A 13,609-nucleotide genomic window follows, 5' to 3' on the forward strand; every position below is an offset into this window, starting at 1 on the left:
CAAAGCGAGGAGACAACGAAATGCAGCTTATTACCTTCCTTACTGAATTTATAAAGCATCCAAAAACAATTGGCGCCATATCACCTAGTTCTAAGAAATTAGCATATAAAATGGTGCAACCTATTTGCTTTGAAACGGCTCAATGCATTATAGAGCTCGGCCCAGGGATGGGGGCTTTTACAAAGGAGCTTGTGAAAAGAAAAAAGCCAGCTACATTGCTTGTTCTCATTGAACATAATACGATTTTTTGTGAGAAACTACGTAGGCAATTTGCTCATGTAGCCAATGTTGTAGTGATCCATGGCTCAGCAGAAAATTTGAAGCAATATTTGAAGGACTTGAATATCGAAAAAATAGATTATGTTATTTCTGGACTGCCATTTACATCGTTGAAGGCAGAAGTATCATGTTGTGTTTTAAGAAATGTGAAGGATTGTTTGGACAATGGAAAATTCATTACTTTCCAATATTCACTTGTGAAAAAGTCATTTTTTCATACCTATTTTCAGGATATTTCACATGAGAAAGTATGGCTCAATATGCCACCAGCCTATGTATTGAGCTGTAGGCTAGGAGATACGAGGGTCAGCTAATGGAGCTACAGGATCTTTTATTATTTATTGAACAATATGGCTATTTTGCTTTGTTTTTTAGTTTATGGCTAGGAATCATAGGCATGCCGCTACCAGATGAAATGATTGTCATGAGTGGTGGTTTTCTATCGTCGCTAGGAAAATTGGTCATATGGAAGTCTTTCTTACTTACTTATTTAGGCGTTGTTTCAGGGCTTTCTCTAGGGTTTATTCTTGGAAAACTATTTGGTCATCGTGTACTCGATAAACTTGTGAAAAAGAAAAAGGCAAAGTACTTATCCAAGTCAAAAGAATTGTTAGATCAATATGGACACTTTGCATTAGTCCTGAGTTACTTTATTCCAATTGTTCGACATATCCTCCCTTACTTGGTGGGAATGAATAAGATGCCTTTTAGAACATATGCTTTATTTTCCTATACAACAGGCTTTGTCTGGACATTGATTTATTTTACACTAGGTTTATTATTTGGCAGTCAAATTGAATATTTTTCTATGATTGCAACGAAATATGGTATTTACTTTGGGTTATTCCTCGTCACTATTAGCTGTATTTATTATTTTTATATACGGAAAATAAAAAAATAGATAAAATAGAGGAACATTATGAATGGAAAATATTTGATTAATGGTGGGATTAGATGAGTAATGAAACAATTTTAATTGTAGATGATGAAAAAGAGATAAGAAATCTGATTTCCATTTATTTGAAAAACGAGGGTTTTCATGTGTTAGAGGCCTGTGATGGAGAAGAGGGCTTACAGTTAGTAAAGATGCATAAAGTACATTTAATTGTATTGGATTTAATGATGCCTAAAGTAGATGGCATTGAAATGTGTATGAAGGTAAGAGAAATAGCAGAAATGCCGATTATTATGCTGACTGCGAAATCTCAAGATATGGATAAGATTGTTGGTTTAACGATAGGTGCCGATGATTATGTAACAAAGCCCTTTAATCCGTTAGAGCTGATTGCCCGTATTAAATCACAGCTTCGTCGCTATTTGAAAATGAGTGGTATAAATAGTACTAATAATGAGGAGAAAGAAGTGGGTGATTTACGTATCAATACAGCGACACATGAAGTTTTTGTTAACAATGAAAGAGTGAAGCTGACACCTAGAGAGTTTGCTATATTGGAGTTGCTTGTTAGTAATCCAGGCATCGTCATGAGTGCAGAGCAAATTTATGAAAAAGTTTGGAAAGAGGGGGCATTTCAATCGGAAAATACTGTAATGGTACATATTCGAAAAATTCGAGAGCGAATTGAGACAAATCCAAGAAATCCTCAATATATTAAAACCGTATGGGGAGTAGGGTATAAAGTTGAAAAAGATCTTTAGGCTTTTAAAATTCCCAAGATTTCTAAAGCATATTGGTGCGAAAATAAAAAATAATATTCAGCGGAGCATTCGTATTCAACTATTTACAACGTTTTTATTATGTGCGCTTGGCAGCTTTTTAGTGGCACGTGCGGTTGTGCCATTTTTTGAGAGTATCAATGAAACAGTGATTGTGGATTATAGTGGCAGTATGAAGATGATGTATTATCATGCACAGGATACAGCAGAATTGGCAACCCAAGAAAATAGTGTTGAAGCATTGAGAGAATTGATTGATCAAGAAAATGGAAAAATAGAAAATGAGGACAATGCATTAAAAATTGTCGTGACAGATGAGGCAGGTAAGATCTTATATAAAACAAAGCAGGTAAAAGAGCAACAAATCGATTTGCATGAAGAAATGAGACATGTCATGGGCTTTACAATGAATCAACCTTTTGAAAATGCCTATCATGTAATCGAAACTTCTCGGGAGGAATTTACTACATTAGTGCCACTAACTTTACAAGATAAAAATTATTATTTCTTTGTTAGTGGGCTTCCACAAGGAGAAGCCATCACAAGTACGAATGAAGGGCCCATCCCTTTTTTCATTGGGGTTATGCTGTTTATCGTATCATTTTTCTCTATAACAAAACGGAAAATGAATCAAATTGAGGCATTAGCGGAGGGGGTTATGGAAATCGCAAAAGGAAATTTAGCCTTTCGTATTGAGAAAAAAGGTCAGGATGAAATTGCTTTACTAACGGATAATGTTAATCAAATGGCAGAAGAAATTATGACAAGTATCGAGATGGAGAGAAAAATTGAGCAACAAAAAAACGAGCTTATTACAAATGTTTCACATGACCTTAGAACACCTCTTACCTCAATCATGGGTTATTTGCGTTTATTAAGAGAAGAGAAGTATGAGACGAAAGAGCAATATGACGAATATTTGAAAATAGCCTTCTCTAAATCCGAGCAATTAAAAAATTTAATAGACGATTTATTTGAATATACTAAGCTCACGAATGATAAAAATACTTTAATGCGACAACAAGTTTGTGTAAATGAGCTGCTTGAACAACTAATGGAGGAATTAGTACCATTAGCAGAAGAGAAACAACGCATTTTTATAAAACATTTTCCAGAGAAACGAATTTTTGCTGCACTGGATTCGGAAAAGATTGTACGAGTATTTGATAATCTACTCATCAATGCGATCAATTATAGTACAGCTGAAGGAAAAATTATGGTTTCCCTTGAAGGACAAGCAAACCATGTGCGAATTTGTGTAGCGAATCAAAGTGATGCCTTTACACCGGTGGAGCTTGCTAGTTTATTTGAGAGGTTTTATAAAAAAGATCAATCGAGAACAAATGTAACCGAGGGTTCAGGGCTTGGACTAGCAATAGCCAAAAGCATAGTGGAGCTTCACGGAGGAACCATTCACGCAAAATACAAAAACGAGACACTGTACTTTATTATCACATTGCCATTAGCGCTTCATAACTGACTACAATGGAACAATACTAATGGCATGTTGTGTTTGTACATGTTGTGAAAGCATATCTTGTAGGGTTGCTAGGGTAGCTGTGTTTCGGACTAATAATTGGATTTCTGTCTGCTTGTATTGTCGTTGAAAGTCCATAATATAATCTGCAATGATATGTAAATTATATTGATTTTTAATCTCTACCTCAACGAAAAATGGCAGTGTTAAATCTGGCAGCTTCATACTGCCACCACGTCGAATCCAAATTGCTTCCTGCACATAGTAGCGGATCGGTAATTGGCGGTTACTGGCGATAAAAATATCCATAGAAAACTCCCTTCAGTGTCTAATTACAGCCTAATGGAAATGCATGCAGTCGTCAAAAGAAAACAGAGAAAAAGCTGTTCAGTGGAGAATCTGCTGAACAGCTTTTTTATTAGGGGAAGGATAGTTTTATTAAACTGACGGATAGATTCCCCAAATTGACGGATAGAATTTCAAAACTGACGGATAGAACCCTCAAACCGTTGGATAGTCATAAGCTTCTATGGCTTCTAAAAAATGCGTTAGAATGGGAGATTGTACTTCATCCTTACGATAAATAAACCATGTAGGAATATGTGCTTGCTTGTTCTTTATCTTGTGCAATGTTAATGCTTGTGTTGCCATATATTTTTCCGCAATGGCACGTGGTAGCAAGGTAATACCTAACCCAGCAACAACACAGCCAATAATACCGTCAAGCGTACCAAGCTCCATGCGATTTTGTGGTCGAACCCCTTCTTCATGTAACCAATGTTCCAAGATGACTCGATAGGAACAGCCATGGCGGAATGTAATCATGGTGCTTCCCTCTAAATCCTGTAGATGCTTAATAGATTTATGCTTGCTAGAAGTGAGAATAACAAGCTCTTCACAGACAAACTCTTTCATCATTATATTTTCTTTATAAACAGGTCCTGTAACAAATGCACCATCTAGTTCATAGTTTTCTACCCGTTCAATATTGTGCAGAGAAGGGCCTGTTAGTATCGTGATATCCACCTGTTCATGTGCTTGATGAAATGTTGTTAAAAGAGTTGGTAAATGCAATGCAGCAGTTGTTTCCATCGAACCAATTCGTAAAACGCCTCGCTGTTCCTCCGTATCTTGCATGACTTCAAAAGACTTTTCATAGAGATGAAGCATTTTTAGGACTAATTCATAAAATTGTTCTCCTTTTGGTGTTAGCCGTATCCCTCGATGTCCACGATAAAAAAAGGTTGTTTCGTAGAGTGCCTCAAGACTTTGTATTTTCATAGAGATGTTGGATTGCGTATAATTAAGTGCTGTGGCAGCTTTAGAAAAGCTACCTGTTTGGACGACGGTTCGAAAAATCGTTAAATCATTAATATTCATATGCCCTCCAGCTATCAATTTTATTGATACTTATTATAAAGAATTGGGTCTATTTATGATACCTAGATATTCGATATAGTGAAATAGAAGGAGTGATAATATGCACAAGCAAACCGTACGCTATTTAATCGGGGGCATTTTTGCTTTAGTAATCGCTATGGGCATCGGCCGTTTTTCGTATACGGTTATTTTACCTTATATGCAAGAAGCTCTTGAATTTAGCCGATCAACAGCAGGTTACTTAGCAACGAGTAATTACTTAGGCTACTTGGTTGGCGCCTGGGTGGCAGGCCGTTTACCAATAGGGAATAAACGTATTCTCTTTTTGCAAATTACACTTGTTGTCAGCATTTTAACAACAGCCTTCATGGGCTTTACAAATGCAATCATCATTTGGTACATATTACGGTTTATCTCAGGTGTTATGAGTGCTTTTATTTTTGTTGTTATAACAAGCCTTGTATTAGACCAATTAGCCAGCAGTAGTCATATGCATCTATCAGGGCTGTTCTATAGTGGGGTGGGGATAGGGATTGCATTAAGTGCGGTGATTGTTTCACCAATCCAAGCAATTTTCCATTGGAATGGTACTTGGGTCGTATTAGCTCTATTTTGTATTGTAATGTTTGTCTTGGTAGTGCTATTTATCAAACCCATTCCACAAAGTAAACAACGAGTAGAAAGCCAGAAAATTATTTCACAGAAAACGCTTCCTGGGTCTTGGATGAAATGGTTAATCATCGCTTATAGCTTAGAGGGGCTTGGCTATATTGTCACAGGTACATTTATAGTATCGATTGCACAGGAGTCGACAAGCTTTCATGGAGATGCCGCCTTTGTATGGTTTGTTGTGGGTGTTGCAGCAATTCCCTCATGTATCGTATGGTCTAAGCTAGCACAGCGTTATGGCTATGTGAAAATTTTGCTCATCTCTATGCTACTGCAAGCGATAGGCATTGTTTTACCTGCGCTAGCTACAAATTCGGCGACTCTTTATACGAGTGCCTTTATTTTTGGGGCAACCTTTATGGGAATCACGACTGTTTGTACAACATTAGCAAGGGAAATTGCACCTGTGAATAGTCATCAAATGATAGGCTATTTAACGGCTGGCTATGCACTCGGACAAATGATTGGTCCATCCATTGCGGGAACACTTGCAAATTATACAAATAGCTATCAGTATGCCTTAGTCGGGGCTTCCTTAGTCGTAATGCTGGGAGGATTATGTTTAATAGGTGGCGTAAAATATGATAGAAGCAACTAAAAAAGTAAGTAAGGCATGATGCGCCTTACTTACTTTGAAATTAATGGATATCTCGTTTCTTAAAGTTACCACCACGAACTTCTGACACATCAGAAATGACAACAAAAGCGCCTTCGTCGATGTCCTTAATGATCGAAACTAATTTATTTTCTTCCATACGGTTAATGACACAGTTTAAGATTTCTGTTGGTTCATTGGAGAAACCGCCACGCCCATGTGTATAGGTAACACCACGTCCTAAACGAGCTTGGATAGCGTCTCCAATCTCCTCGGATTTTCCACTAACCACACGAACTTCTTTTGATTTCTCTAAACCAACTTGGATAATATCAATGACGTTTTTGGCAATATAGTAAGTTAACGCTGAGTAAAGAGCACTCTCTAAGCCAAAGATAAAGCTTGCCCCTAAGAAAATAAAGGCATTAATAAATAATATAATATCGCCGACTGAAAATGGGATCTTACGTGATAATAATACTGCTAAAACCTCTGAGCCATCTAAAGCGCCACCATTTCGTAGGACAATCCCAATCCCAACACCAAGCAGCATACCACCCGATAATACAATTAGGAGGGGGTCATTTGGGCCTAAAATGGTTTTGACGTCATGTAAAAGAACTGTCGAGATCGATAAAGCTGCAATACCAGCACTACTCATTAAAGCAAACGTTTTTCCAACTTGCTTATAGCCGATATAAATGAACGGAATGTTTAATACAAAGAGCAGTACGCCTAACGGGATACCAAAGAGGTGTGCTCCCATAATACTAAGACCCGTTACACCGCCATCAATGACAGCATTAGGAATTAGTACTGCCTCTAGTCCGTAAGCGGCAATAACAGCACCAATAATGATCATAATTAATTTTCGTGTATTTTCTAGTGACTTTCTTTTTTTCATAAATCTTCTCCATTTCTTTACGTCAATAGTACCTAAGGTTTTGGAATAATATTTAGAGCAATTGTTTTAGTCTCAAAACCTTTATTTGAGTCGGTCATATTATAGTATTTAGTAAATAAATCGTTTAATTCATTTTCAAAATTCTTGAATTGATCGTTCGTTAATGTTAGGTCGATTAAAGAAAATGTTGCTAAATCTGTCGTGCTTTCTTTTTCATCAAGTGAATGCAAATAATTTTGATATTGAGATAGTAAAGCCAATTGATAGTAGGAAATATAATTTAATTTTTGCTTGGTTGTGAGTTGAGTCCAATCCTCCTTACTAAGTTTTGCTGCTCCTTCATTTAATGCATAAAACTTCTCTGTAACAGAACGAACTTTTCGCTCTTTCACAATTTTTATGATGTTTTCATCGACTAAAATTTGGATATGACGATATAGAGTGGCTTGTGGTACATCCTTAATGACAGAAATCATCTCCAATGTGCTTAAGCCCTCTTCTTTATTGTGCATCAGAGCTTGTAAAATTTTCATTCTCACAGGGTGCATTAATACCTCTGCTTTATTACGCATAAACCGATCCTCCTACCAGAAAATGAGATAGTATCAAGGGAAGCATTCAAATGTTATCAATTTGAGAACATTATCAAAAAATATACTATAGCGTTTTTTTATAGATGTACAGTAAAAAGGTAATGAAATTTTTTTATCTTTTTGTTATCATTATTGATAATGATAATGAAGGGGGCTATTACAATGAAATTACACTATGGTTTTGAAGACTTAAATCAAATTGATTGGGCAAGCATACTGCCAATTCTTTTACCATTTGTACTCGTAGGTTTTTTACTTATCACTGTTGCACTAATTGATTTATATAAACATCGAGATAGCAGAGAAAACATACTAATGTGGGCAATTATTATTTTGTTCTTTAATACAATTGGTTCTGTTCTATATTTCGTGATGGGGAGAAAGGATGTCAATAAACGTGCGCTTAGAAATTAACAATATTACGAAAAAATTTAATCAGAAAACGGCCGTAAGTAGTTTTTCAATGGTTATAGATTCGAATGAATGTGTAGGGCTTATTGGACCAAACGGGGCAGGGAAATCCACATTAATTCAGATCATTGCTGATATTCTTTATGCAGATGAAGGGGACATTGTCCTTGATGGACAAAAAATTTCAAAGATGAAAAATCATATTGGTTATTTACCGCAGTATCCTAATTTCTACTCATGGATGACAGCATCTCAAACCTTATCCTTTATGGGGACGCTTTCTGGTATTTCGAAAAACCAATTACAAAAAGATATTCCACTTCTTTTAGAAAAGGTAGGCTTAGGGAAGGAAGCACATGCTCATGTTGGAACATTTTCAGGTGGTATGAAACAGCGTCTTGGCATCGCACAAGCTTTATTACACAAGCCAGCTTTCATCATTATGGATGAGCCAGTATCAGCACTAGATCCAATTGGTAGGCGTGAAGTACTGAATCTATTAAAAGACATAAAAAAAGAAACGACTATTTTACTTTCTACGCATATATTAGGCGATGCGGAGGAAGTTTGTGAGCGCTTTGTAGTCATTAAAAATGGTTACAAAATTGAAGATGCAACAAAATTAGAGTTACTTAATCGCTATCAGGATCCAGCTATCTTTTTAATGGTTCAAAAGAAAGATGTTAAGTGGCTAACAACGATTGAACATTTACCTTATGTAAAGAAAATCGAAAGTTGTGGTGATGGTTTTAAAGTATATGTCAATCACTTGGAAGCGGATGCCCATCGATTGCTACAGTATGGATTGGATTCAAACGTAATATTTACAAAGTATGATCTAGGCATGCAGGAAAGCTTAGAAGAAATATTTTTAGAATTGGTGGTGTAACCTGGAGTGAATACGTTTATAGCATTAAGTAAAAAAGAAATGAATCAAATGACAAAGGAATATAAAGTCGTTTGGCTACCGATTGTCTATATCCTACTAGGCTTAACTCAGCCGATCATGATGTATTTCTTACCTACTATTTTACAATCAATGGGTGGTATTGAAGGGATTATGATTGATCCTACAATGGCAAAGCCAGGGGGAGAAGAAGTGCTCGCCTCAACACTGAATTCGCAATTTGATCAATTAGGTATAATCATACTTGCCATTGCAACGATGGGTATTATTCAGGGAGAAAAAGCCAATGGGATGATGGCATTCATTTTAACAAGGCCAGTATCTATCTCATCCTACTTAAATAGCAAGCTTCTTACTCATTATGTTTTAGCTGTTCTATGTATTACGCTTGGCTATGCAATGTCCTTTGGCTATACATCTTATTTATTTACCTCTGTATCGATAACTCGTGCATTGATAGCTTTAGCATTTTATTGTATTTGGCTGTTGTTTGTCATTACATTTGTTGCTATGATTAGTACATTTTTTAATAGTGCACCATTTATTGCATTAATCAGTATTGGTGTCTTATTTATTAGTCGTTTCTGTGCTGGCTTACATCCATTCTTAGATGTCATTAATCCTGCTAGTAATAGTTTGCATGCTACAACGATATTAATGACAGGTGACGTTGAAACATGGTATGGCTTCACTATTGTTATCACACTGTTACTTGTACTATTCATGATGGCTAACATGCATCATTTTATTGCCAAAAAGAAATTTTAATATAGAGGAAATTCTCGACAAATGAATGTAACAATAAATCGAAGAAGCAAAACGCCATATTATCAGCAACTCACACAGCAGGTGCTTTTAGCAATAGTGACTGGAAATTTAAATAAGGGAGACCATTTGCCTTCCATTCGCAATTTAGCGGCACAAACAAATCTCAATCTGCATACGGTTCATAAAAGCTACAAAGAGCTTCAAAAAAAGGGGATCATCACCATTAAACCTCATTCTAGAGCATTTGTTATTGTAGATCCTAGTAAAGCAACGACTATTTCACTTCAACAAATAGCTATGAATATGGAGCAACTATTAATAGAGGCTTATATTTTAGGAATGAAAAAATCCCAACTAAAAGAAATGTTTTATGAGATTTTAAAAAAGTATTATACGGAAAGTGAAGGAGATGGCTACTAATATAGTAACCATCTCATTTCATTTGGATGAAACTAAATTAAAAACACCGCCACAATTGTCGTCACAATCAGTCCAATGACTACAGGGATCAAGTTTCGTCTTGCTAGCTCAAATGGGCTGACATTACAAATTGCAGCAGCTGGAATTAATGCCCATGGAATTAATGTGCCGCCACCAACCCAAATGGCTGTAATTTGCCCTAAAGCAGTTAAAGTGGCTGTTCCTCCACCAATGGCATTGCCGAACAAACTACCGACAGAGCCAGCAAGAGAAATGCCTGAGAAGCCAGAACCATCTAATCCTGTAATAGCGCCTACAACTGCTAGCGTGACAACAGCAATTTCCTTTGTTAACGGAACTATTGCTGCAAGACCGACACCAAGATCATTGACAATACCGTGTGAAGTAGCGGGGAGGTGATCTCCAAGAATTTGTGTAAAGCCAGCATCTCCAAGATAGAAGAAAGCAGCAATTGGAATTACGGGTCCGAAGACTTTAAAGCCGAATTGAAATCCTTGAATCAAATAACTTGTTGTCTTTTCTAAACCCGCTGATTTATGAGCAACCATACTAAGCAACAATAAAATAAAAACAGAGGTTCCCCCGATTAAAGCTGTTGCATCGCCGCCCGTTAAATCGAATACTGACATAGCGATAACGTCTAAGATAAAGGCAATAGGAATAAGTACGGCGAAGAATCGTTTTTGCCCAATTGACAGTAAGTTTTCTGCAGTTTCTTGTTCAACATCCATCTCCTCATTGTTGCCAGTATTTAAAAGTAGCGTTCCTCGTTTCATATCACGTCGTAAAAAAATATAAGCAACAATTGTCGTTACAACACCCATTGTGATAACAAGTGGAATACTAGCTGAAACAACATCTCCAACAGGAATACCCGCAGCATCAGCCGTTAATTTTGGAGCCCCTTGAATGACAAAATCACTTGATAACGCAATACCGTGCCCAAATAAATTCATCGCCATGGCAACCCCCAGTGCTGGGAGGCCCGCCCGAATCGCAACAGGTAAGAGCACTGCTCCTAATAGCGCTACTGCAGGTGATGGCCAGAAAAACCAAGAAATAAGCATCATTAATAGTCCAATTGTCCAATAAGCGAGTGCAGGTGTTTTAATGATCTTTGTGAAAGGGGCCACCATAACCCCATTAATACCTGAAGACATCATGACCCGACTCATCGCTACGATAATCGAAATAATAAGAATCGTTGATAGCAGCTCAGTTATGGCATAAATAAAGCTGTTAAACACACCACTTATAGACGAAGTAAAATCACCAGTAGCAACAATTGCTAGCATAAAGATGCCTACTACACAAATGAGGGTGGTATCGCGACGTTTAACCATAAATCCGATGATGAGCACAATAAAAACAACATAAATCCAATGGAGAGCTGTGAATTCAATCCCCATACGTTTCCCCCTCAATATTCTGATTCTATAGAATATGAAGAGAAAAAAAGTTGGTGATGATTTCAAAAAAATCTGAAAAATTAGTTGCAAACTTAAAGTAGGAGCTAATAACAAGTTTAGTCGAAAAGTAGAAAATGTCATTTCATTAAATCGTTATCCTTTAGTTTTAAGGGGAGATCATAGAATGTCTATTGGAATATTAGCTGTTGAGAATTTAGGTGTCATTTCGCAAATGCACTTGGTAATCTAAATATATGTGAAGTTTATTCTTTCACTATAGTTTGAGATGGACTTTATTCAAATGATGCACCATGTGTTGGGACTTCGATTGTAGTATTAGTTGCTGTTTCACATAAGAAACAGAATGATTTAAATTAGTTGTTTAACTAATGGATGCCTTAGAGGAATAACAAGTACAAAAATAATCAAATTTTATTATTAAAATCCATGCTAAGTAAAAGGATAAATCTATTTTAAATAATCATTTTTAAAAATGAAGTTTGTTTATGTAGCTTTAAGATTTTAAATCAAGAATTACTCAACAATGGAAGTATTGTTAAAATTATAAATTATTTCCAAGTAAAACGAGGATGCATTTCTAGATAATTTCGCAAAGTATATATACTGTAACAAGCAATTCTTAGTATTTATGACATAATACGTTATCTACCTGAACTCAGAACTGAAACATTACGGTCATGTCATTTTTCAAAAAAACAACGCTTTCAAATCAGGTTTTCTGAGAGTTTATTTTAGCTTTATTGTGTAAATATAAGGTTGAAAATTATGAATACATTTATTAATATGTATTTAAATGTAAATACAGGAAAATTAGTTTGGAGGTCATACTATGAAAAAATTTGTAAAGTTATTATTTACATCCTTTTTATGTTTGAGCATTTCCTTATCCTTAATCACCTGTGTGTCTGCAAGTGAAAATGTAAATCTTGAAAAATCTATTAGTCCATATCAGGAAGTGCTGAATAAACTGACTAATGAATTTGGCGTAGAATTTTATATTAATCCAGAAAAAAAGGAACACTTTTATAACAATGTAGGAGATATGAGCACAGATGAATTAGAAAAATTACTAAGAGAACAATATAAAGAGTTCTTAGATAATTTTTATAATGATAAGCTATCTAATAGTGACTCTGCGGTTTCTCCATTATCTATTAGTGAAAATATTACTCAACTAGTTGCATTAAGCTATAATTCTTCAATGTACTTGAACTCAAATGTTTTTAGTGCATCAGGTAATCAAGGAACTTTTACTTATCAAAGTATAAAATCATATGGAACAACTTGGCCATCTAGTTTTACAGGTTATCATTGGGAAGTTGATAGTGCTTCACATAAATTAAGTAGTGATTTAAAAAGTTGTACAGTCTCTCTAAGAGGACATCCAGAAGATGCTAATGGTGTTGCACTTGCACTTTCTTTAACAGCATCAAATACATTCTATGCAAATTAGTTGTTTTATTTATTTAAAACAGGCATACAATTATAATGTGTGCCTGTTTAAAAATGAAAAAAATAAAGATGTGTTTATTATTAAATAATTCGGATATAAGTAAGGGGAAAGGAACAATAAAGGAGAGAAAAAGCATGAAGAAGATAATAAATATTACATTGATTTGTATCATGGTTTCTGTTTTTTGTTCAACTACTCATTATAATGCTGAGTCAACATATGACAATGATATTGAGTTATTACTCGTACCTTACAATAAAATATTGATAAAACTTAGTAAAGAATATGGGATAGAAATGTATATTCCAGAAAAAAACAAAGAAAAGTTTTTAAATAGCATTCAAAATATAACACCTAAAGAATTTGAAAACCGACTAAGACAACAGTACAAGGAATCAAAGAAATATATTAATCAATCTAATGGAGAAAGCAACTTTTTTTATCCTCAACCAATCCCTAATGCAGAACAAGTTGTACCGGCAATTCCGTTAAATTAATAACTATAGCAAAGGTCAGGTGCATAAAGCCTGATCTTTTTTATTGCATATTTATACAGTTTTCTATTGTGGCTTTTTGGAAAGTTCGAAGTATCTCTTGGGCTTTTAATCGAAGCAGTAAATGACAATAC

At 35.5% G+C, this 13,609-nt stretch carries 16 protein-coding genes; 11 read left to right on the plus strand and 5 right to left on the minus strand.

Annotation, left to right across the window (positions count from 1 at the left end; genetic code table 11):
• The first annotated feature begins 20 nt into the window (after positions 1–20).
• From MHB39_RS06770 to MHB39_RS06785, 4 genes are read left to right on the plus strand one after another with little or no spacing between them, the layout of a single operon-like run.
• Positions 21–593 (plus strand): rRNA adenine N-6-methyltransferase family protein, encoded by a 573-nt coding sequence (locus MHB39_RS06770; RefSeq protein ID WP_342546057.1) that lies wholly within the window; start codon positions 21–23, stop codon positions 591–593.
• Positions 593–1,180: a DedA family protein gene (locus MHB39_RS06775; protein ID WP_036080038.1), complete on the plus strand. Its 588-nt coding sequence runs from the start codon at positions 593–595 to the stop codon at positions 1,178–1,180. Before MHB39_RS06770 ends, MHB39_RS06775 begins: the two co-directional genes overlap by 1 nt.
• 53 nt (positions 1,181–1,233) lie before the next feature.
• Positions 1,234–1,935, plus strand: a complete 702-nt coding sequence (locus tag MHB39_RS06780; protein WP_016994848.1) for a response regulator transcription factor — start codon at positions 1,234–1,236, stop codon at positions 1,933–1,935.
• Entirely contained in the window at positions 1,919–3,433 is a 1,515-nt protein-coding gene (locus MHB39_RS06785; protein WP_312125724.1) for an ATP-binding protein, read from the plus strand. Before MHB39_RS06780 ends, MHB39_RS06785 begins: the two co-directional genes overlap by 17 nt.
• Here MHB39_RS06785 and MHB39_RS06790 read toward each other — a convergent pair whose 3' ends face one another.
• Entirely contained in the window at positions 3,434–3,739 is a 306-nt protein-coding gene (locus MHB39_RS06790; RefSeq protein ID WP_016994847.1) for a hypothetical protein, read from the minus strand.
• Positions 3,740–3,931: 192 nt separating this feature from the next.
• Positions 3,932–4,810 carry a LysR family transcriptional regulator gene (locus MHB39_RS06795; RefSeq protein ID WP_342546058.1) on the minus strand — a complete coding sequence of 293 codons (879 nt, stop codon included), beginning with the start codon at positions 4,808–4,810 and terminating at the stop codon, positions 3,932–3,934.
• A 100-nt stretch (positions 4,811–4,910) separates the two neighbouring features.
• Between MHB39_RS06795 and MHB39_RS06800 the strand changes: the two genes are divergently transcribed.
• A complete protein-coding gene (locus MHB39_RS06800) occupies positions 4,911–6,077 on the plus strand; it encodes a YbfB/YjiJ family MFS transporter (RefSeq protein WP_342546059.1) in 1,167 nt (388 codons plus the stop codon).
• A gap of 40 nt (positions 6,078–6,117) precedes the next feature.
• Here MHB39_RS06800 and MHB39_RS06805 read toward each other — a convergent pair whose 3' ends face one another.
• Together MHB39_RS06805 and MHB39_RS06810 are read right to left on the minus strand one after the other, a co-directional pair.
• The gene (locus MHB39_RS06805; RefSeq protein WP_036080023.1) at positions 6,118–6,978 is read right to left on the minus strand and encodes a YitT family protein; all 861 of its coding nucleotides are present in this window, start codon (positions 6,976–6,978) and stop codon (positions 6,118–6,120) included.
• 32 nt (positions 6,979–7,010) lie between these two features.
• Positions 7,011–7,550 carry a transcriptional regulator gene (locus MHB39_RS06810; protein WP_036080020.1) on the minus strand — a complete coding sequence of 180 codons (540 nt, stop codon included), beginning with the start codon at positions 7,548–7,550 and terminating at the stop codon, positions 7,011–7,013.
• Between the two features lie 183 nt (positions 7,551–7,733).
• On the opposite strand from MHB39_RS06810, the gene MHB39_RS06815 reads away from it, so the two are divergent.
• Genes MHB39_RS06815 through MHB39_RS06830 form a run of 4 tightly spaced genes read left to right on the plus strand, consistent with a single transcriptional unit; the run spans position 7,734 to position 10,077 of the window.
• Positions 7,734–7,985 carry a PLD nuclease N-terminal domain-containing protein gene (locus MHB39_RS06815; RefSeq protein ID WP_016994843.1) on the plus strand — a complete coding sequence of 84 codons (252 nt, stop codon included), beginning with the start codon at positions 7,734–7,736 and terminating at the stop codon, positions 7,983–7,985.
• Positions 7,969–8,871 carry an ABC transporter ATP-binding protein gene (locus MHB39_RS06820; RefSeq protein WP_312125785.1) on the plus strand — a complete coding sequence of 301 codons (903 nt, stop codon included), beginning with the start codon at positions 7,969–7,971 and terminating at the stop codon, positions 8,869–8,871. Before MHB39_RS06815 ends, MHB39_RS06820 begins: the two co-directional genes overlap by 17 nt.
• A gap of 6 nt (positions 8,872–8,877) precedes the next feature.
• Entirely contained in the window at positions 8,878–9,657 is a 780-nt protein-coding gene (locus tag MHB39_RS06825) for an ABC transporter permease (protein ID WP_258860941.1), read from the plus strand.
• A gap of 21 nt (positions 9,658–9,678) precedes the next feature.
• Positions 9,679–10,077, plus strand: coding sequence for a GntR family transcriptional regulator (locus tag MHB39_RS06830; protein WP_258860942.1), 399 nt, complete (start codon positions 9,679–9,681; stop codon positions 10,075–10,077).
• 32 nt (positions 10,078–10,109) lie between these two features.
• Here the strand turns inward: MHB39_RS06830 and MHB39_RS06835 are convergent, their stop codons facing one another.
• The gene (locus MHB39_RS06835) at positions 10,110–11,507 is read right to left on the minus strand and encodes a hypothetical protein (protein ID WP_258860943.1); all 1,398 of its coding nucleotides are present in this window, start codon (positions 11,505–11,507) and stop codon (positions 10,110–10,112) included.
• Positions 11,508–12,357: 850 nt separating this feature from the next.
• Here MHB39_RS06835 and MHB39_RS06840 point away from each other — a divergent pair.
• Positions 12,358–12,981, plus strand: a complete 624-nt coding sequence (locus MHB39_RS06840) for a hypothetical protein (RefSeq protein ID WP_342442929.1) — start codon at positions 12,358–12,360, stop codon at positions 12,979–12,981.
• Positions 12,982–13,115: 134 nt separating this feature from the next.
• Positions 13,116–13,478 carry a hypothetical protein gene (locus MHB39_RS06845; protein ID WP_339280692.1) on the plus strand — a complete coding sequence of 121 codons (363 nt, stop codon included), beginning with the start codon at positions 13,116–13,118 and terminating at the stop codon, positions 13,476–13,478.
• Positions 13,479–13,609: the final 131 nt, after the last annotated feature.

It is taken from the genome of Lysinibacillus sp. FSL K6-4013 (assembly GCF_038630435.1).
Taxonomy (GTDB): domain Bacteria; phylum Bacillota; class Bacilli; order Bacillales_A; family Planococcaceae; genus Lysinibacillus; species Lysinibacillus boronitolerans.

What these genes read in the sequence shown, in the direction of transcription:
- MHB39_RS06770 (WP_342546057.1), top strand. Translation starts at nt 21, where the DNA reads ATGCAGCTTATTACCTTCCTTACTGAATTTATAAAGCATCCAAAAACA.
- MHB39_RS06795 (WP_342546058.1), bottom strand. Translation starts at nt 4,810, where the DNA reads ATGAATATTAATGATTTAACGATTTTTCGAACCGTCGTCCAAACAGGT.
- MHB39_RS06835 (WP_258860943.1), bottom strand. Translation starts at nt 11,507, where the DNA reads ATGGGGATTGAATTCACAGCTCTCCATTGGATTTATGTTGTTTTTATT.
- MHB39_RS06775 (WP_036080038.1), top strand. Translation starts at nt 593, where the DNA reads ATGGAGCTACAGGATCTTTTATTATTTATTGAACAATATGGCTATTTT.
- MHB39_RS06845 (WP_339280692.1), top strand. Translation starts at nt 13,116, where the DNA reads ATGAAGAAGATAATAAATATTACATTGATTTGTATCATGGTTTCTGTT.
- MHB39_RS06800 (WP_342546059.1), top strand. Translation starts at nt 4,911, where the DNA reads ATGCACAAGCAAACCGTACGCTATTTAATCGGGGGCATTTTTGCTTTA.
- MHB39_RS06780 (WP_016994848.1), top strand. Translation starts at nt 1,234, where the DNA reads ATGAGTAATGAAACAATTTTAATTGTAGATGATGAAAAAGAGATAAGA.
- MHB39_RS06810 (WP_036080020.1), bottom strand. Translation starts at nt 7,550, where the DNA reads ATGCGTAATAAAGCAGAGGTATTAATGCACCCTGTGAGAATGAAAATT.
- MHB39_RS06790 (WP_016994847.1), bottom strand. Translation starts at nt 3,739, where the DNA reads ATGGATATTTTTATCGCCAGTAACCGCCAATTACCGATCCGCTACTAT.
- MHB39_RS06805 (WP_036080023.1), bottom strand. Translation starts at nt 6,978, where the DNA reads ATGAAAAAAAGAAAGTCACTAGAAAATACACGAAAATTAATTATGATC.
- MHB39_RS06830 (WP_258860942.1), top strand. Translation starts at nt 9,679, where the DNA reads ATGAATGTAACAATAAATCGAAGAAGCAAAACGCCATATTATCAGCAA.
- MHB39_RS06815 (WP_016994843.1), top strand. Translation starts at nt 7,734, where the DNA reads ATGAAATTACACTATGGTTTTGAAGACTTAAATCAAATTGATTGGGCA.
- MHB39_RS06840 (WP_342442929.1), top strand. Translation starts at nt 12,358, where the DNA reads ATGAAAAAATTTGTAAAGTTATTATTTACATCCTTTTTATGTTTGAGC.